A 16818-nucleotide genomic window follows, 5' to 3' on the forward strand; every position below is an offset into this window, starting at 1 on the left:
AGACGGGCCGAGCACAGTTCAACCAGATTCAGCGCCTACTGGACAAGACAGTGAGGCTGTCGGTGTGATCGACTGAGACTTGATGCGCAGATATCTACAACCAATAACCGGTTTTCCAAGAACAACTCGATACCGCAGCAAATCGGCTTCTGAGGCTGAATTCAAGTCCACCCTCGTCGCTACCGTTGCTCGTTCTTTGAGACAGGAATCGTTCACCGTAATTGGAAAATTCTGCGTGTACTCCGAAATAAACAAAAAAGAATCATTTATATATAATATTTAACATAGACTCCGCATGCGTTCGAAACTTCGCCGACGGCAGTGGCTCACACTCTGTACCAGCGCGTCTCTGACAAGTATTGCAGGTTGTACGGGAGGTGACGATGGAGACACCGACGACGATGAGAATCGTGGCCGTACAGCGGACGAACAGTTTGACGGAGACACCGACGACGATGAGAACAGTGGCCGTACAGCGGACGAACAGTTTGACGGAGACAATGACAGAGATCCAATCGAGCTGGACATCGATCCGTCCGAAGGGTGGGCAACGGTACACGCGGACGTAGCCGTCCCTGACAATCGAGGGGAGGCCGTCCTCAGCATTGGCGGTGAGACGTACGAACTGTCCGCGTCTGGGTTCGCGGGTGAAATTCAACCACCCGGCGAATCGGGCCGACCGCCCACGTTCTTCGAACTCAGCATCGCAACGGTTGGCGACGAGTTGTCCGTACAACCGCTCCGTCGGCGACTCGGGATACAACAGGAAAGACAGACCTATCGGGTGTTCGAACAGATGGCGCTCGTCGACCCGAACGCGACCCCTCTCGGCGAGGTACGGTACGGCCTACTTGCAGACGGTAGCCACAGTGAGAGTAGTGGAATCGGTCTGACGACGCAGATGGACGAATCGTTCGTCCGCGTCGACCGATCGGGAGTAGTTACAGCACGAGGTGAATTCGTCACAGACGACCGCGGCAAAGACGCAGGGTATTCACTCGATGGCCCTTTTGAGTTCGGAGCCCGATTGCAGGACGGATGGAACGCCGATCTCGACGGCGGCGAGTGATCGTTCGGATCGAATAGTTGAATGTTCTGCTCTGTTGAAGAGCGATCTAATCGGCTGAAAATGTGGGTGTGGCGGGCGTTGCTGCGCGTTTAAGCGCAGCAACACCCGCAGTCTGGACACGTCGCTCTCGACAGTACGTTCTTCGACCGACGCGCTGCTTCATCGTACTATTGTCTGCAATCCGGGAATAGCGTGCAGACGCTGAAAGTGACGACACTAACCGATGTAGAGCCTCTTGCAGTTCTTGACGTCCATATCTCAGCCCGGTGAAAACACGATACGAAGACAGGGCCGCAGGTCGTCCGCCGAAACGCGGACGACCTGCGTTCCGTCGCTGCTGACAACGCCTTCCACAACTGGCACACCACATACGAGTTCTACGCCCTCGGTGTCGAACTCCTGATCTGACAGCGTGGGTCGAGGCCACTCACGACAGGGAACAACGCGCTCATCCGGACAAAAGGCTACACTCAGCGCTGGATGGCGGAAACTTCGTACTCGACGACGAAGCGCTCGCTCGGTGATGCCGTGCGAGCGCTGGGCTGGTATCGACAATTGCGTGAAATTGACCTCATGTTCGCCATCAGCAACATAGAAAAGCTCTGTGAACCGCTCTAACCATCATTCAGCAGCTATTCAACAAAACACTCTGAACGACGCCTGAATCGGGAGGAGATATGAACGGAATCGTACTCGTAGTAACCGTCAACCGCTTTCACTCCACCCCGCAACGGGCCGGCTTTTTCACGACGCCCGTAGACGTACGTCACCGTGGTCGTCGGAGACCTCGCCGCGCTTGCCGTCCGAATCCTCGCTCTCTGGATCGGCGCTCGCCCGCTCGTGACCGGGGCCTCAAGACTCGCGGGTGCGGCCGGCGTCTCGCCGCTGGTGATCGGACTCACCGTGGTCGCCTTCGGCACCTCCGCGCCGGAAATCGTCGTCTCGACGGGAGCCACACTCGACGGTCGTGGAACCTTCTCGAGCGGCAACGTCGTCGGCTCGAACCTGTTCAACCTCCTCGGCGTGCTCGGCACCGCCGCCGTTATTCAGCCGACGGACGTCGGCCTCGGGCTGGCGTGGCTCGTCATCCTGACCGGGTTCGCGGCGGTGGTTCTCGCGACCGGGCGGCGGGTGACGCGACTCGAGGGGGCCGCCCTGCTAGTGGTCGGTGCGAGCTACTGGATCGCGAGCGTCGCGGTCTGAACTCGGAACGAAGACGCCCAGCGGCCGCGAAACGCGGTAACACCGACGTTAGCGGAGTCATTTGTACCCTCGAGGACGTACGAGCGGTATGAATATGCTCGTCGACGGCGAGTGGCGAACCGACGCGTACGAATCGACCGACGACGACGGCTCCTTCCAGCGTCAGGAGACCGCGTTTCGGGACTGGGTTCGCGACGATCCCGACGCCGAGTTCCAGCCGGAGGCCGGTCGGTACCACCTCTACGTCTCCTACGCGTGTCCGTGGGCACACCGAACGCTCGTCAGTCGCGCACTCAACGGGCTCGAGGATGCGATCCCGGTGTCGGTCGTCGATCCCTACCGGGACGATGACGGCTGGCAGTTCACACCGGAGAAGGAGGGCTGTACCCGAGATCACGTTCACGACGCCGACTATCTGCGGGAGCTGTACGTCCGCGCGGACCCGGATGCAACCTGTCGCGTGACGGTGCCGGTGTTGTGGGACACCCACGCGGACACAATCGTCAACAACGAATCGAGGGAGATCATGCGGATGCTCGAGACGGTCTTCGACGAGTACGCGACCCGGGACGTGGACCTCTACCCGGAGGGGTATCGCGACGAGGTCGACCGGATTCTGGACGACATCTACGAGCCGATCAACAACGGCGTCTACCGGGCCGGCTTCGCAACCGACCAGGGACCGTACGACGAGGCCGTCGACGACCTCTTCGCGGCGCTCGATCACTGGAACGACGTCCTCGAAGACCAGCGGTATCTCGCCGGTGACCGACTCACCGAGGCAGACGTTGCCATGTTTACGACGCTCGTCAGGTTCGACAGCGTCTATCACACCCACTTCATGTGTAACGTCCAGTACGTCCGCGAGTACGACAATCTGTGGCCGTACCTCCGCGATCTCTACCAGACGCCGAGGGTCGCCGAGACGGTGAACATGACCCACATCACGGAACACTACTACACCACTCACCCGGTGGTCAACCCACACCGGATCGTCGCTCGAGGCCCGGACCTCGAGTTCGACGCTCCCCATGATCGGGACGAACTCCCGGGTGGGCCGCCGTCGGAGCTCGTCGCAGCCGGCACGGATGGATAAACCGGTCTGGGTCGGCCGTAGACCGGATCGTTCGTCGTCAGCAAAATAGCGTACGGCGATTCGTCTCACACGGACTACTGTACGTCATCGACGGGACAATTGCGAGCAGTTCAGCGGTCACACCGGTACAGCAGGCCGTATCATAGGGATTATCGTAGCCAACCACCGGTTTCGAATCCTCTCTTTCGGCACTGTCTCTCGGTTCTTCACTGGGAAACAATGAACTCCTACGAGAATCCCTATCAGTCCTCGTCCTCGTCGTCCGTCTCCGGTTCTGGTGGCGAGGGCCGCAGCCGATTCGGATCGTTTCGCCACGTCTCGTAACTGGGTTCCACGTCGTCGCCCGCGACGAACACTCGCCAGAGAAGCCACACGAGGACGACGACGGGGAGGACCGGAAGCATGACGATCGCGATAATCGCCGCCATGACGTACCCGAACGCCGACATCTGGACGTTCGAGACGTAGCCGGTCGACTCGGACACCTTGGTAGACATACGTGACGGTTCGAACGACCCGATATTCGGTCTTTCGATACGGGGAGCCACCGCTCCGGAGACGGCGGCCCGTCTCAACCGGTCTCGAGCCCCGTTCGTCCGTTCACCTCGTCCTCGAGCACCGTCTGGGAGTCGTCCTGGGGTCGGTAGCCGAGTTCGAGCATCGTCTCGGAGAGCGAGAGGAACCGTTCGGCGTTGTCGGAGATGCCGTGGGCGATCAACGGCGTCCGACGGAGCGAGTGCGTCGCGGCCGCTTCGACGACGCGTCGACAGTCCTCGGGGCTGAGCCACATCGCGCGGACGTACCGCTCGCCAGCGCCGTCTCGGTCGGCACACTCCTCGCGGAGTTCGTCGCGGGTGAGCAACCAGCCGATCCGGAGGGAAACGACGTCGAGTCCGTGCCGGTTCGCGTAGTACGCACCCATCGCCTCGCCGAAGGCCTTCGTGACCCCGTAGTAGGTGTCCGGATCCGGCGGATCGTCCGGCCGGACGACCTCCGGGTTGGCGACCGTCGATTCCGGACGGATTGGCGAGACGGTGTTTTCCATGTTCACCGCGTGGTTCGAACTCGCAAAGACGATACGCTCGAGGTCGTTCTCGACCGCAGCGGCGTAGACGTTGTACAGCCCCTCGACGTTCGGTCCCGAGACGGTGTCCCACTCGGCGCGTGGATCGGGGTTGGCCGCCAGATGAATCACCACGTCCTGTCCCTCGAGTGCGTCGAAGACGGCCTGGCGCTCGGTGATGTCGACCGGCGTCGTCTCGAGGCCCTCGGTCTCGCTGTGTGAGAAGAGCGTCAGCGTCTCGTCGCGGTCCGAGAAGGCCGCGATCGCTTCCCGTCCCACAGTGCCCGACGCGCCGGTGATCGCCACGTTGGTCATAGACAACCGACACCGCTCGAGGAGAAATACGTCGGGCCGGCACGTTCTGGCCTCGCTCCCGGTTCGCTTCGACGGATTACGGCTGGACGACCAGCTTCCCGACGCTCTCGCGCTCGCTCATCGCCACGAACGCGTCGGCCGTCTCCGCGAGTGCGTACGTCTCGTCGATCGCGGGCTCGAGATCGCTGGCTGCGACGAGGTCGACCAGCCGACACAACTCGTCCTGTGTCCCCATCGTCGAGCCGACGATTCGCTTGTGCTCGAGAAAGAGGTCGGCGACGTCGATCGTCGAGGTCCCTCCGGCCGTGCGTCCGCAGACGACCATCGTCCCGCCGCGGGCCATCACTCGTTGACCGAGTTCGGTGTACTCCCCGCCGAGGTGGTTGACGACCGCGTCGGGCGCACCGATCTCTCTCACCTGCTCGTAGATCTCGTCGGTGTCGGTCGACTGGATTCCGTGATCGAGCCCGAACTCGCGGACCTGCTCGAGTTTCGACTCCGAGGAGGACGTGCCGACCGTTCGCGCGCCGAGGATCGTCGCCAGTTGCACGGTCGCGACGCCGACGCCGCCGGTCGCGCCCGGGACGAAGACGAGGTCGGCGGGCCCGACGTCGGCCCGCCGGAGCATGTGGAAGGCGGTCGTATACGCCGTCGGGATCGACGCAGCGACGGTCGTCGACACCTCGTCCGAGAGCGCAACGAGCCGGTCGGCCTCGACGCGTGCAGCCTCCGCGAGACCGCCGTGGGACAGCGAGAAGTTCGCACACAGGTTCTCGGGCCCCTCCCGGCAGAACCGACACTGCCCACAGGTTTCGTTCGGGCAGAGCACGACACGGTCGCCGGGTTCGACCCTCGAGACGCCCTCCCCTACCTCGCGGACGGTGCCGGCGACGTCGAGACCCGTGACGAACGGCAGGTCGTCAGTCTCGACCATCGCCGACTCCCCCTCGAGGATCCACAGATCGTGGCGGTTGATCGCACAGGCGTCGACGTCGACGACTGCCCCGTCGGATCCGGGATCGGGCGTCTCGCAGTCGATCACGTCCACTCCGTCCGGGCCGATCAGATCGGTGAATGCTGCGACACGCATCGGCTCGGAAAACGAGCGCTCGAGAAAAGTATCTGGTCACCGACTCGATCACGGTCGTAACTGCGTCTCGCCACGACGACCGTCCATCACACCAGTTCCGGCAGCGCCTCGAGCGAGTCGATCTCGTAGCGCGGCTCGTGGTCCGTGAGGTCGTACTCGAGGCGGTGATCGCGCCTGACGAAGGCGGCGTCGATCCCGGCTGCGTCGGCTGCGACGACGTCGACGCGACTGTCGCCGACGTACAGCGGGTTCCTCGCGCCGAGATCCTCGATCGCCAGCTCGAGGTAGTACGGCGTCGGTTTCTTCCGGGCGATCCCCTCGATCGTCGGCTCGCGCCCGTACCAGACCTCGATCGGCTCGAGTGCGCAGTTGTCGAGGATGTTCTCGATCGTCTCGTGTTGGTTGTTGCTGACGATTCCGGTCGGAACGGGAAGCGACTCGAGGGCGGTGACGTCCTCGTAGACGCGTTTTCGTCCGGCTTCGATCTCGGCGCGCTGGGCGTCGATCGCAGCCCGTTCCCGTGCGCGCCACAGCGCGGCGGCGTCGATCCCGTGGTGGTCCGCTACCCGACGAAGCGAGGACCGGTCGGGGCCGAGGAGCGTTCGAATCTCCTCGTCGGACGGGTTCGAGACGCCGACGGATTCGAAGGCGTCGTGGATCGCCTCGAGCAAGACGTCCCGGTCGGTCGGCGTCGTCAGTACCCCGTCGTTGTCGAATACGACCGCGTCGTAGCTGGCTGCCATGATGGCGTGGCCGCCACCTTGGGCGCGAACGAATATCGTCGTTGCGTCCGCGGAACCCGCTGCCGCGTCTCGAGAACGATTTCTGCCGGCCGGACGCGGCGACCCCGGTCCGGAGGTTCAAGTACGGGCGGGCGACCAGAGCCGGTGATGTCCGACCACTCAGGTGTTCGATCGCGTTCGATCGTCGATGGCCGTCAATCACGAGCGTGACCGCGATGGGGCACAGAGCACTCGTCGCCTACCGGCGCCCGGACCGTCTGTACGACGTTCGTTACAGCCACTGGGGCGGCGAGGACCTCTCGCTCGCCGATCGAATCACCGAATCGACGCCGCTCGCGGAGGGGGTCGTCGACGCCACCGTCCTCGCAGGTTCCATCGCGCGCGATCGGATTCTCGTGGATCTCCTCGATCCCTGCGTCCACGAAGCGCTCTACCTCGTCTCGCCCGACGACGACTACGCCGTCGACGTCTACCGCGTCTGCTGGCTTGAGTGGGGGGACGGTCGCGACGACGGCCGCGGTGCGATCGTCCGGGCGGACCCGGCCCGCGACGGGGAGATCAGAGCCTGGTTTCGCGCGGTCAAGACGACGCTGGGCGATGCGATCGAGATGGGCGCGCTCTCCCGCCGAGCGGCACAGGCCTACCTCGAGTCCCGGATCTGTGAGGACGAGGACGGAATCGTCTACACGTTCGGAAACGGCCAGCAACACGGCGAAAGCCTCCCATACACGCCGCGGCCGGACGTCTGGCCCGCGGAAGACGGTCGCCGGGAGGACGTCACCGGCCGAACCGATGACGATCGGGACCGCGATCGAGACGGGGACGAGAATCGAGAGTGACCGACCTGTGGCGGACGAACCGGGTTACTCGTTCCAGCGGGCGTCCGCAAGCGTCCGCTGGACGACCTCGTTTCCGACGGCCTCTGCGAGCGTCTCGAAGCCGACCCGTTCGCCCCGGTCGGTCGCGTTCGCGACCAGTCGCGAGACGATGAACTCGGGCGTCGACCGACCCACGGTGTCGAACCGCGGCTGGTAGTCGACGAGCAACTCGAGGTCGGGGTTCAGCCCCTCCGCGAAGATGCCGTCGACGCGTGCCTCCGGCGGCAACGGCTCGAGATCGTCCGCGAGGTGGGTGACGAAGACGCCGAGGGCGTCGCGATCGACGGTCAGCGTAACGAGTCCGTGAAGCAGGTCCGCCGCACTCCCGGGTTCGGTGATCGCCTCGAACTCGTCGACGAGCATCAACGTCCGGCCGTCGGAGGAAAGCGGCGGCACGACCGAACGCAGCGTCGACTCGAGGACGCCCGCGTTGAAACTCGCGTGGCGACGGTGAAAGACCAGCGAGTCGACCGGCGTCACCTCGGCCCGCTCTGCGGGAACCGGCAGTCCCATCGTCGCCAGCAAGACGACCTGACACAGCGTTTCGAGCAGCGTCGTCTTCCCGCCGCTGTTCGCCCCCGTGAGGACGGCGACGCGCTCGCGGCCGGGGACACCGGGGCCGTCCTCGTCTTCGGAACCGGGTTCGAGGCCACCGGGAACGTCCGTGACGTCGTGATCGCCCAGCGCGTACGTGATCGGCTGGACGTCCTCCGCGTCACGCGTCGAAAGCGAGAGGTTTCGCGCCTCGATCACCGAGACGGCGGCCTCATCGCCGTCGACGAACGTCGGACGCGTACAGTCGTAGGCGAGGGCGAACCGGGCGAGCGAGAGGTGGAGCGCGATCTCGTCGACCGCCTCGACGGCCCGATCGACGGTCTCGCGTGACTCCTCGAGGGCCGCCTCGAGTTCGGCGGCGACGGTCTCTTCGCGCTCGTCGATCGCCGCGGTGAGATCGCTCCGGAGCGTCCGCAAGGTGGCCCCGACGAAATCGGTCGCGTCCGTGGCATCGGTCGCCATCGCATCACGCACCCGGTCGATCGTCACGTTCGTCTCGCCGAGGAGGTGGTCCTCGAACGCCTCGCGGAACTGGTCGACGTCGCGAACGCCGCCGGACCGGAGCTGCTCGATCAACTCGAGCGCGTTGGCGTCCATATCCTCGACGGCACCGAGCGCGTCCCGGAGTCGATCGAGTTCTCCGTCGGCCCCGCCGGCGACGCGCCCGCGATTGCCCTCGAGCGCCGCGAGCGCCTCGGCTGCCGCCTCGAGTCGGTCCCGTTCGAGGTCGGCGATCGCTGCGAACGGACCGGAGTCGACGCCCGCCTCGAGCAGTGCGATCGCCGCCTCGACGGCAGCCAGTTCGCTCCCGTCGCGTTCGTCGTAGCGGTCGTACGCCGACAGGACCGATTCCCGATCGTCCTCGGGGAGGTCGCGCCAGGCGTCCCGCGCCGCGAGGACGTCCTCGAGCCGTCGCTCCATTGCCGCCCGACTGACGAGGGGTGTGAGGACCCGAATCCGATCGGCCGCACGCTGTGTAACCGCGTGTTCGACCGCGAGATCGAGCAGTTCCTTGTACGCCGAGCGCGCGTCGCTCGTCGCCAGCGTCTCCATGCCGTCGCCGCCGGTCGCCCGACGCAGGATGCGGGTCGCCCGCCCGCGAGCCAGTCCAGCGTCTGCGAGCGCTCGAACGTCGCCGCTCTCGATCGCCCGGATCGCCCGCTCGCGGCCGAGTTCCTCGACCAGCGTCTCCCGCGTCTTCGGGCCGACACCCCAGTACTCCTCGAGTCGCATACCCGAGGTGTTCGAGCCGATACTCTTGAACGCTGTGTCACGTCGTGGCGCTGGCGCGTGTCCGAACCGCCGTCCGGAGTGGAAGTATGCACAAACGTGGATATTACTTAGGCTCGAGGACAGGATTGGAGGCACAAACACGGGGATTTTTATCCGCGCGCCACCCTACTGACGCCTATGACTGATGGGCGGGGCGAAACTCCCCGGCGAACAGGAATGACCGAGAAGTGCGGCGTCGTCGGCGTCTCACTGGCCGGTCGCGACGCGGCACGACCGTTGTACTACGCACTCTATGCACTCCAGCACCGCGGGCAGGAATCTGCCGGGATCGTCACCCACGACGGCTTCCAGCAACACAGCCACGTGGAGATGGGACTGGTCGGCGAGGCGTTCGACGAGGGCGATCTCGACGTCCTCAACGGCTCGACGGGGATCGGCCACGTCCGCTACCCGACTGCGGGCTCGGTCGACACCTCCTGTGCACAGCCCTTCTCCGTCTCGTTCAAGAGCGGCTCGCTCGGGCTCTCGCACAACGGCAACCTCGTCAACGCCGACGAGATCCGCGAGGAACTCGCCGCCGTCGGCCACGCCTTTACCAGCGACGGCGACACCGAGGTCATCGCACACGACCTCGCGCGCAACCTGTTAGAGGAAGATCTCGTACGCGCGGTCAAGCGAACGATGAACCGCATCCACGGATCCTACGCGCTGACGATCAGCCACGACGACACCGTCCTCGGCGTCCGCGACCCGAAAGGCAACCGACCGCTCTGTATCGGGAAACTCGAGGACGGCTACATCCTCGCCTCGGAATCTGCGGCGATCGACACCCTGGACGGGGAACTCGTCCGTGACGTGCGTCCGGGTGAGCTGGTCGTTCTCGAGGAAGACGGGCAGGGTTTCGACTCGTACCAGTTAATCGATGCCGAAAACACGGCTCACTGCTTTTTCGAGCACGTCTACTTCGCCCGGCCGGACAGCGTCATCGACGACACGCTGGTCTACGAGGCACGGCGCAACCTCGGGCGCAAGCTCTGGAAGGAAAGTGGCGTCGAGACCGACGTCGTGATGCCCGTTCCCGACTCGGGACGTGCGTTCGCCTCCGGCTACGCCGACGCCGCCGCCGAGACGACCGCCGACGGCGAACCCCGAGCGGACGGCGACAACGGCGTCGAGTTCGCCGAGGGGCTGATGAAAAACCGCTACGTCGGCCGGACGTTCATCATGCCGACCCAGGACGAACGCGAACGCGCGGTCCGCCTGAAACTCAACCCGATCAAATCGACGATCGAAGGGAAGACCGTCACCGTCATCGACGACAGCATCGTCCGCGGGACGACGTCGACGCAACTCGTCACGCTGCTCAAAGACTGTGGTGCTGAGGAGGTTCACGTCCGAATCGGTGCGCCCGAAATCGTCGCCCCGTGTTATATGGGCATCGACATGGCCACTCGTGAGGAACTGATCGCTGCCGACAAGACCGTCGCCGAAATCAGGGACGTGATCGACGCCGACAGTCTCGCGTACCTCTCGACGGACGCCGTCGCCGAGGTCCTCGGAAACGACCGGATCGACCTCTGTCTGGGCTGTGTGACCGGCGAGTACCCCTACGACATCGACGGCGAGGAGACCGATCGAGACGTCAGTCGCCCCGATCTCGGCGGGCAGACGATTCTCGCCGACGACTGATCGAAACTCGTGTGCGGATTGTCGTCCGGCTCGCTCGTCGAACGGACGCCGGTTCGTTGCGCAACCGCGACCGATTCCGACCTGGAACGGTGTGGATGCCGGAAGTTAAGTAACAGGCACACCGACGGGTAGCTATGAGTCTGGGACAGCGTGTCTCGAGCGACCACCAACTCGCGCGACTCCTCCAGATCGGGGTCGTCTTAGAGGAGGTCGTCGAGTCACGCGCCGCCCACCACCTCGAATCCCTCCCAGCCGAAAAGCGGGATGCGGTCGACGAGGAGGTGCGGGAGTTGCTCGTCGAGGCCAACGAGGAGTCGGCCGACCACCGCGAGCGACTCGAGGCGCTGATCGACGACCTCGACGCCGAAACCGTCGCCTACGAGGAGATCAACGCGTTAGTCGACGCACAGTATGGCCCGCCCGAGGACACCGACGGCGTCCTCTACGACCAGCTGTGCAACGAGGAGACGGCTTACAAGTTCTACGACGACCTGATCGACGCAGTCGAGGCCTCTGATACCGAGTTCGCCCTCGACCGCGACCGGTTGCTCGAGACGCTGTACGACATTCGCGAGGAAGAAAAGGACGGAGCCGAAGAAGTGACCGAGATCATGGAGCACCGGGCATGATCGGAGAACAGATCGGGACGAACACCGACACCGACGGAGGGACGCGATGAACACTGCAGATCAGTATCTCAAGGCAATCTACCTCGCACAGCGCATGGAAGAGGGACCCGCGTCGACCGGAACGCTCGCGGACATACTCGACGTCAGCCCGGCGAGCGTCAACGAGATGATCGGCAAACTCGAGGATCGCGGCCTCGTCGAGCACGAAAAGTACAAGGGGGCGAGTCTGACGGACGACGGACTCCAGCGGGCACACGAGGCGTTGCAGACGTACTGCATCATCGAACGGTTCCTCGTAAACGTCCTCGAAGTCGAGGAGTTTCGCGCAGAAGCCCACGCGCTCGAGAGCGTCATCGACGACACCGTCGCCAACCGGCTCGACACCATTATCGACCGCCCTGAGGAGTGTCCGGACTGTTTCGACCCCGAACACGACTGCTGTATCCACCTCGAAGCCTGCGGTCCCGTGAACTGATACGGATAGCGGTCCGTTCGATACCGTCAGACGTCGTCACTCTTCTGTGGCCACTCGCCGATCGCCGAACCGGACGTACCGCCAGCCGACGAGCGCCGCAACGGCGAGAACGGCGGCGGCTGAGAGGCTCAATCCGATCGGGAGCGTCCAGACGTCCCCGTCCCAGTCGCCTTCGAAGACCGCCGCGTAGTACTCTGCCGCCGACTCACCGTGGAGGACGAGTAACACCTCACGGTTGTTCTCGAAGGCGTTCTCGTTCCAGTTTGCACTTCCGACGACGGCCGCCTCGCGGTCGACGATTACGCCCTTCGCGTGGATCTTCTCGAACCGGTCGGTTCGGTCGACGACCGTCGCCTCGAGCGCCAGTTCTTCGTCGGCCGCAATCGCTTCGAGATCGTTCACCAGCGCCGCGTTCTCCTCCTCGTGGTACCAGGCCGAATCGAGGAGGATTCGAACGTCGACACCGCGGCGGGCGGCGTCGAGCGTCGCCTCGAGAACGGAGACGTCGGCGGCGATGCTCGCCTGTTTGATCAGGATCTCGTCGTCGGCGTCGGCGATCAGCGCCTCGAGGCGATCCGCCGCGTTGTCCGGAGCGACGAGCAGTTCGACCGACTCGACGGGAACGGTTTCGGCGCCGTGGTTCGTCTCGAACGTGGATTCCGGATGGTCCCCGCCGATGCCGTCGTCCTCGACGAACGTGGCCGTCGACCGGAACTGCTCGCTCGAGCGGGTATCCCACCCCTCGTAGTCGGCCCGAAACGTCGCCGCGAGCGCGTCGGCGATCTCGTCGTCCTCGAGACGGACGCCCCACCCGCGGCTCGCCTTGCCTCCCGTTCCTGAGGGTTTCCAGTTCTCACTGGTCACCAGCACGTGATCGTCGGCGACCGTGTACTTCGGGTGATGAAACCGGTAGCGAGCCCCCTCGCCGCCGATCGCGCGGACGTCGACGCCACCCTCCGCCAACGACTCGAGGAGCGGTTCGGTTGCGGCAGGCGTCCCGCCGACGGGTCCGGCCTCGAGAAGCACGGCGACGTCGACGCCCCGCGCCGACGCGTCGACGAGCGCGTCGGCGACCTCGACCGACGTGATGGTGTACCCCGCGAGCACGAGCCGATCGTCGGCCGAACGGATCGTCTCGAGGGGAACGTCGGGCGAATCCGGGAGGACGAAGGTCGTCGCCGCCGTCGGTTCGGCGCGAACGACGGGAAAGCAGGTGCCATCGCGGGGATGCCAACGACCCTCCGCCCGGTCAGCTTCGCTGCCGCCGTCAGTACGATACCAGCGTTCGGCGATCGGCGCGTCCTCGTAGGCCACCGCGTCGACCGCCTCCGTCCCGTTTCGCAGTTCGAGTTCGTCGCCGTCGACAGCGAGCCGGACCGTCCCCTCGAGTTCGAGAACCCGGTGGTCGGTCAGTTCAGCGGTGGTTGCGGGATCGGTACTGAACGCAACTCGGCCGTCGATCGTCTCGTTCGGAATCGTTGCCGTCGTGTGACCGTCCGTCACCGTCCAGTTCTCGAGGCGAGTCTCTCTTTGTACCTCGAGGACGAGGTACTCGCCAGCGTTGCCGTGGGTCGTCGGGTTGGGATAGAGTTCGACGATACGCGCCTCACGGTCGTTGCGGTCGCCCTCGGCCGACGTCGGCGGCTCGTCGCCGGCACTGGATAGTGGCGGCGGTGCACACTCGAGTCCGTTCGCGGTTTCGTCCTCGAAATCCGACGGATGAGCGGTCGACGGGTGAACAGTCACCCCGTGTTCGGTTCCGGCGAACGTGCTCGCAGACCCGGCGATCAGGAGCACCGACGTAGCGAGGACGACACAGAGGACGATCCGTCGCGAGGCCATCACCCCGTCTGGCCGCCCGATGGTACCTAAAGGTCAGGTCGAACGGTTCCGCAAGCCACCGGTCAGGTAGCCGGCTCGAGGTCGGCTCGTTCGGCTTCCGCCTGGACGAGATACGCACGGTCGTCGGCGTACTCCGCGACGACCTCGAGGGCCTGTCGAGTCCCGATCCGGTTGAGTGCCCAGGCAGCGCTTGCCCTGACGCGATCCTCCTCGTCCTCGGCGAGTACGTCGCCAAGCGGGTCGATCGCGCGGGTGTCGCCGATCAGACCGAGCGCGCGAGCGGCCCAGCTTCGGACGTCCGGGTTCTCCTCTGCGAGCTGGTTCGCGATCGGCTGGACAGCTTCCGCCGCTCCGATCTCTCCCAGCGCGCGAAACGCCGGCTTCTGGAGGTCCGGGTTGCTGTCGACGTAATCGAGGAGCGTGTCGACGACGTCGTCGTCTGCGACGCCGATCTTCCCGAGGATACGCATCGCGGCCTGGTTGCGCCGGTTGGCCTGGGCGAGCATCGGCTCCGTGGCCTCCTCCGGCCCCATCCGCTCTAAGGCTTCGAGGCAGTGTTCCTCCATGAAATCCGAGTCGAGGCTGTCGTAGGCCAGCAGGATATAGTCGACGTCGCCGCGTTTCTCGTGGACCTTGAGCGCGTGCCACTCCGGCGGGAAGTCCTTGACGTGGTCGAGGACGTCGTAAAAGCCCTCGCGGCGCAGCTGTTCGCGCACCTCGAGGTCGGTCCACTCGGTCGCGTCGTCGACGTCCGACTCGAAAGTGTCCGTCGCCTCGAGCAACCCAGCGATCGTCTCCGCGTCGTCGTCGGCGTCGAGATGGGCGTCCTCGACGGCCGTCGTCGCGTCCTCGAGCGCGTCCGCGAGTCCCTCGGGCACGGTGCTCTCCTCCTCGCCACCCTCGCCGAATTCGGCGCCGCTCGCGGGCTCGAGGTCGGTGGGGATCGAGACGTCGCTTCCGACCAGATCGTCGACGTCCGCGAGGAAGGAGTCGACGGCCGCGATCAGTTCCTCGTCGCCCTCGACGGTCCAGCGGGTGCCCGTGATCGTCCCGCTGACGCCGTCGATCTCGCCCACGACGTCCTCGGCGTAGGGGCCACGCTGATCCTCGAGGTCGTCCTCGAGATCCGAGAGATCGGACTCGATCTCGTCGTAGCGGTCCTGGAGCTCCGCCTCCCGGGCAGGTTCGTCGTCTTCGTCGTCCTCGTCCTCGTCCGTCTCGGGCGGATCGGGAATCTCGATTTCCTCGAGATCGTCACGAAACGCCTCGAGATCGGCTTCGACGACGTCGAGGTCGTCTTCGGTCTCGGCCGCCTCGAGGTCTTCGCCGAGCTCCGCGAGGTCGGCCTCGGACGCCTCGAGATCGTCCTCGATGGCGTCGAGATCGGGGGCCGACGCGTCCGTCTCGGCTTCCTCGTCCGCGCCGTCTTCCGCTTCGGGGTCGTCGTCACTCATGCGTACACCCTCCTCGAGAGACGACGCTCACGCGTGACAGCGTTCATACGCTACGGTCGTGTCAGGATCGCCCTAAGCGTTTCCATGCGCGTCGGCGTTCGGCGGCGCGGAACTCTCGCGCCAGTAGAACACCGGACCGAAGACCATGTACGCGATACCGAGGATCAAGAGCGCGAAGGGAAACGATCGGTTGGCAAAACCCGGGACGAGAATGGCGAGTACGTGGACGACGCCCATGATCCCCGCGTCTCGAGCGAGCAGATCCGGATACTGGATCCGCGAGACCATCAGGTAGCAGAACGCCCCGGTGATCGCGAGGACGAGCCACGGGCCGGCGACCTTCGCGAGGATCGCCGCACCCAGGATCGTCGCCGCCAGCGTCGTCTGGATCCCCTCGGTGTAGTCGCCGGAGACGTCGTAGGCGGTGTACATCCCCAGCCGGGTAACCGCCGTGGCGACGAACAGCGTACAGACCGCGAGGACGAGCGCCAACTCAACCGTCATCGAGTCGAATCCGATGCCGAGGCCGTCGGTGACGACGACGAACGCGAGCGCCGCAGGCGCGACGGCGAAGGAGGCGACGTCGGCCAGCGAGTCGAGGTAGGGGCCGGCCTCGGTACCGCCGTACCGGCGGGCGAGAATGCCGTCTAACCCGTCGGCGACCGCAGCCAGCAGGATGAGTCGGGCGGCGAGGTCGATGTCGACGAAGGCGACGACGACCGCGACGAACCCCAGGGCGGCGTTGGCGATCGTCACTGCGTCGGCGACTCCCAATCTGCCGACGAACCGCGGAAGCATGTTCGCCGATTCGGCGGGCGGATACCTTACGTGTTTTCGTTTCGCCATGGACAGGCGAGCAAAATCGCCAGCCGACTTGCTCGAGCCTACACGGTTCCAGTGACGCGAGAACGAACCGGGGTGGTTATATGCGGACTCTCCTAACCGGCGAGTATGAACCGGCGCGCCTACCTCGCGTCCGTCGGAACCGTCGCCTCTGTTGGGCTCGCGGGTTGTACCTCCGTTCTCGGCGTCTTCGAGGACGACCCCTGTGGCGGCGACGGCTGCGACGTCGGGATGACGCGCAACGAGTTCGTTCCCGAAGAGTACGAGGTCCGCGTCGGCGAGACGGTCGTCTGGAAGAACACCAGCGGCGCAGACCACACGGTGACGGCCCTCGAGAACACCCTCCCCGAGGGCGCGGCGTACTTCGCAACCGGCGACTACGAGGACGAGCGGACCGCTCGAGACGCCTGGCACGAGTACCGCGGCGGTCGCCTCGGCACCCGCGAGACCTACGAGCACACGTTCGAGGTTCCGGGAACGTACGACTACATCTGTGAACCCCACGTCCGAGGCGGTATGGTCGGGACGATTATCGTAACCGAGTGATCCAGCGACGGCCGCCGACTACTCTCGCTCGAGCGTGTCACAAAATAGCCCCAATACCCTCCGTGACGATTTATCAATCGACACGCACGGGTCAC

The 16818-nt window shown here is 64.9% G+C and carries 16 protein-coding genes and 1 pseudogene; 9 read left to right on the forward strand and 8 right to left on the reverse strand.

The annotated features are described in order from the left end of the window. Positions 1–295: 295 nt before the first annotated feature. From FYC77_RS16760 to FYC77_RS16775, 4 genes and pseudogenes are all read left to right on the forward strand, one after another. Positions 296–1069: a hypothetical protein gene (locus FYC77_RS16760; RefSeq protein ID WP_149082647.1), complete on the forward strand. Its 774-nt coding sequence runs from the start codon at positions 296–298 to the stop codon at positions 1067–1069. 48 nt (positions 1070–1117) lie between these two features. After that, positions 1118–1687: pseudogene (locus tag FYC77_RS16765) on the forward strand (transposase); the annotation flags it as partial. A gap of 153 nt (positions 1688–1840) precedes the next feature. Then, positions 1841–2272, forward strand: coding sequence for a sodium:calcium antiporter (locus FYC77_RS16770; protein ID WP_149082648.1), 432 nt, complete (start codon positions 1841–1843; stop codon positions 2270–2272). Positions 2273–2360: 88 nt separating this feature from the next. Then, positions 2361–3368, forward strand: a complete 1008-nt coding sequence (locus FYC77_RS16775) for a glutathione S-transferase family protein (RefSeq protein ID WP_149082649.1) — start codon at positions 2361–2363, stop codon at positions 3366–3368. 242 nt (positions 3369–3610) lie between these two features. Here FYC77_RS16775 and FYC77_RS16780 read toward each other — a convergent pair whose 3' ends face one another. From FYC77_RS16780 to FYC77_RS16795, 4 genes are all read right to left on the reverse strand, one after another. Beyond that, complete coding sequence (locus FYC77_RS16780) at positions 3611–3865, reverse strand: DUF7535 family protein (RefSeq protein WP_149082650.1); 255 nt, start codon at positions 3863–3865, stop codon at positions 3611–3613. 74 nt (positions 3866–3939) lie between these two features. After that, on the reverse strand, positions 3940–4746 hold the full coding sequence (locus FYC77_RS16785) for an NAD-dependent epimerase/dehydratase family protein (RefSeq protein WP_149082651.1): 807 nt from the start codon (positions 4744–4746) through the stop codon (positions 3940–3942). A 76-nt stretch (positions 4747–4822) separates the two neighbouring features. Then, entirely contained in the window at positions 4823–5836 is a 1014-nt protein-coding gene (locus FYC77_RS16790; protein WP_149082652.1) for an alcohol dehydrogenase catalytic domain-containing protein, read from the reverse strand. 86 nt (positions 5837–5922) lie between these two features. After that, entirely contained in the window at positions 5923–6579 is a 657-nt protein-coding gene (locus FYC77_RS16795) for an HAD family hydrolase (RefSeq protein WP_149082653.1), read from the reverse strand. A gap of 215 nt (positions 6580–6794) precedes the next feature. Here FYC77_RS16795 and FYC77_RS16800 point away from each other — a divergent pair, with 215 nt between their 5' ends. Next, entirely contained in the window at positions 6795–7418 is a 624-nt protein-coding gene (locus FYC77_RS16800) for a DUF6735 family protein (RefSeq protein ID WP_238387015.1), read from the forward strand. A gap of 24 nt (positions 7419–7442) precedes the next feature. Here the strand turns inward: FYC77_RS16800 and FYC77_RS16805 are convergent, their stop codons facing one another. Further along, positions 7443–9245, reverse strand: coding sequence for a MutS-related protein (locus tag FYC77_RS16805; RefSeq protein WP_149082654.1), 1803 nt, complete (start codon positions 9243–9245; stop codon positions 7443–7445). Between the two features lie 216 nt (positions 9246–9461). Here FYC77_RS16805 and purF point away from each other — a divergent pair, with 216 nt between their 5' ends. The 3 genes from purF to FYC77_RS16820 all read left to right on the forward strand — a co-directional run bounded on the left by purF (position 9462) and on the right by FYC77_RS16820 (position 12038). Beyond that, a complete protein-coding gene (gene purF / locus FYC77_RS16810; protein WP_149082680.1) occupies positions 9462–10934 on the forward strand; it encodes an amidophosphoribosyltransferase in 1473 nt (490 codons plus the stop codon). A gap of 134 nt (positions 10935–11068) precedes the next feature. Continuing rightward, positions 11069–11563 (forward strand): ferritin-like domain-containing protein, encoded by a 495-nt coding sequence (locus tag FYC77_RS16815; protein ID WP_149082655.1) that lies wholly within the window; start codon positions 11069–11071, stop codon positions 11561–11563. A 46-nt stretch (positions 11564–11609) separates the two neighbouring features. Beyond that, positions 11610–12038 (forward strand): metal-dependent transcriptional regulator, encoded by a 429-nt coding sequence (locus FYC77_RS16820; protein WP_149082656.1) that lies wholly within the window; start codon positions 11610–11612, stop codon positions 12036–12038. 36 nt (positions 12039–12074) lie between these two features. Here FYC77_RS16820 and FYC77_RS16825 read toward each other — a convergent pair whose 3' ends face one another. The 3 genes from FYC77_RS16825 to FYC77_RS16835 form a co-directional block, all read right to left on the reverse strand. Beyond that, positions 12075–13880 (reverse strand): phospholipase D-like domain-containing protein, encoded by a 1806-nt coding sequence (locus FYC77_RS16825; protein ID WP_149082657.1) that lies wholly within the window; start codon positions 13878–13880, stop codon positions 12075–12077. A gap of 62 nt (positions 13881–13942) precedes the next feature. After that, positions 13943–15334, reverse strand: coding sequence for a HEAT repeat domain-containing protein (locus FYC77_RS16830; RefSeq protein ID WP_149082658.1), 1392 nt, complete (start codon positions 15332–15334; stop codon positions 13943–13945). Between the two features lie 72 nt (positions 15335–15406). Continuing rightward, complete coding sequence (locus FYC77_RS16835) at positions 15407–16132, reverse strand: protein sorting system archaetidylserine synthase (protein WP_149082681.1); 726 nt, start codon at positions 16130–16132, stop codon at positions 15407–15409. 153 nt (positions 16133–16285) lie between these two features. Between FYC77_RS16835 and FYC77_RS16840 the strand changes: the two genes are divergently transcribed. Beyond that, the gene (locus FYC77_RS16840; protein WP_149082659.1) at positions 16286–16723 is read left to right on the forward strand and encodes a cupredoxin domain-containing protein; all 438 of its coding nucleotides are present in this window, start codon (positions 16286–16288) and stop codon (positions 16721–16723) included. Positions 16724–16818 lie beyond the last annotated feature (95 nt).

Origin of the sequence: Natrialba swarupiae (assembly GCF_008245225.1) — an archaeon.
Taxonomy (GTDB): domain Archaea; phylum Halobacteriota; class Halobacteria; order Halobacteriales; family Natrialbaceae; genus Natrarchaeobius; species Natrarchaeobius swarupiae.

Excerpts from the sequence above, each read along its gene's own strand:
- FYC77_RS16760 (WP_149082647.1), top strand. The coding sequence starts at position 296 with ATGCGTTCGAAACTTCGCCGACGGCAGTGGCTCACACTCTGTACCAGC.
- FYC77_RS16775 (WP_149082649.1), top strand. The coding sequence starts at position 2,361 with ATGAATATGCTCGTCGACGGCGAGTGGCGAACCGACGCGTACGAATCG.
- FYC77_RS16780 (WP_149082650.1), bottom strand. The coding sequence starts at position 3,865 with ATGTCTACCAAGGTGTCCGAGTCGACCGGCTACGTCTCGAACGTCCAG.
- FYC77_RS16785 (WP_149082651.1), bottom strand. The coding sequence starts at position 4,746 with ATGACCAACGTGGCGATCACCGGCGCGTCGGGCACTGTGGGACGGGAA.
- FYC77_RS16790 (WP_149082652.1), bottom strand. The coding sequence starts at position 5,836 with ATGCGTGTCGCAGCATTCACCGATCTGATCGGCCCGGACGGAGTGGAC.
- FYC77_RS16795 (WP_149082653.1), bottom strand. The coding sequence starts at position 6,579 with ATGGCAGCCAGCTACGACGCGGTCGTATTCGACAACGACGGGGTACTG.
- FYC77_RS16800 (WP_238387015.1), top strand. The coding sequence starts at position 6,795 with ATGGGGCACAGAGCACTCGTCGCCTACCGGCGCCCGGACCGTCTGTAC.
- FYC77_RS16805 (WP_149082654.1), bottom strand. The coding sequence starts at position 9,245 with ATGCGACTCGAGGAGTACTGGGGTGTCGGCCCGAAGACGCGGGAGACG.
- purF (WP_149082680.1), top strand. The coding sequence starts at position 9,462 with ATGACCGAGAAGTGCGGCGTCGTCGGCGTCTCACTGGCCGGTCGCGAC.
- FYC77_RS16815 (WP_149082655.1), top strand. The coding sequence starts at position 11,069 with ATGAGTCTGGGACAGCGTGTCTCGAGCGACCACCAACTCGCGCGACTC.
- FYC77_RS16820 (WP_149082656.1), top strand. The coding sequence starts at position 11,610 with ATGAACACTGCAGATCAGTATCTCAAGGCAATCTACCTCGCACAGCGC.
- FYC77_RS16825 (WP_149082657.1), bottom strand. The coding sequence starts at position 13,880 with ATGGCCTCGCGACGGATCGTCCTCTGTGTCGTCCTCGCTACGTCGGTG.
- FYC77_RS16830 (WP_149082658.1), bottom strand. The coding sequence starts at position 15,334 with ATGAGTGACGACGACCCCGAAGCGGAAGACGGCGCGGACGAGGAAGCC.
- FYC77_RS16835 (WP_149082681.1), bottom strand. The coding sequence starts at position 16,132 with ATGCTTCCGCGGTTCGTCGGCAGATTGGGAGTCGCCGACGCAGTGACG.
- FYC77_RS16840 (WP_149082659.1), top strand. The coding sequence starts at position 16,286 with ATGAACCGGCGCGCCTACCTCGCGTCCGTCGGAACCGTCGCCTCTGTT.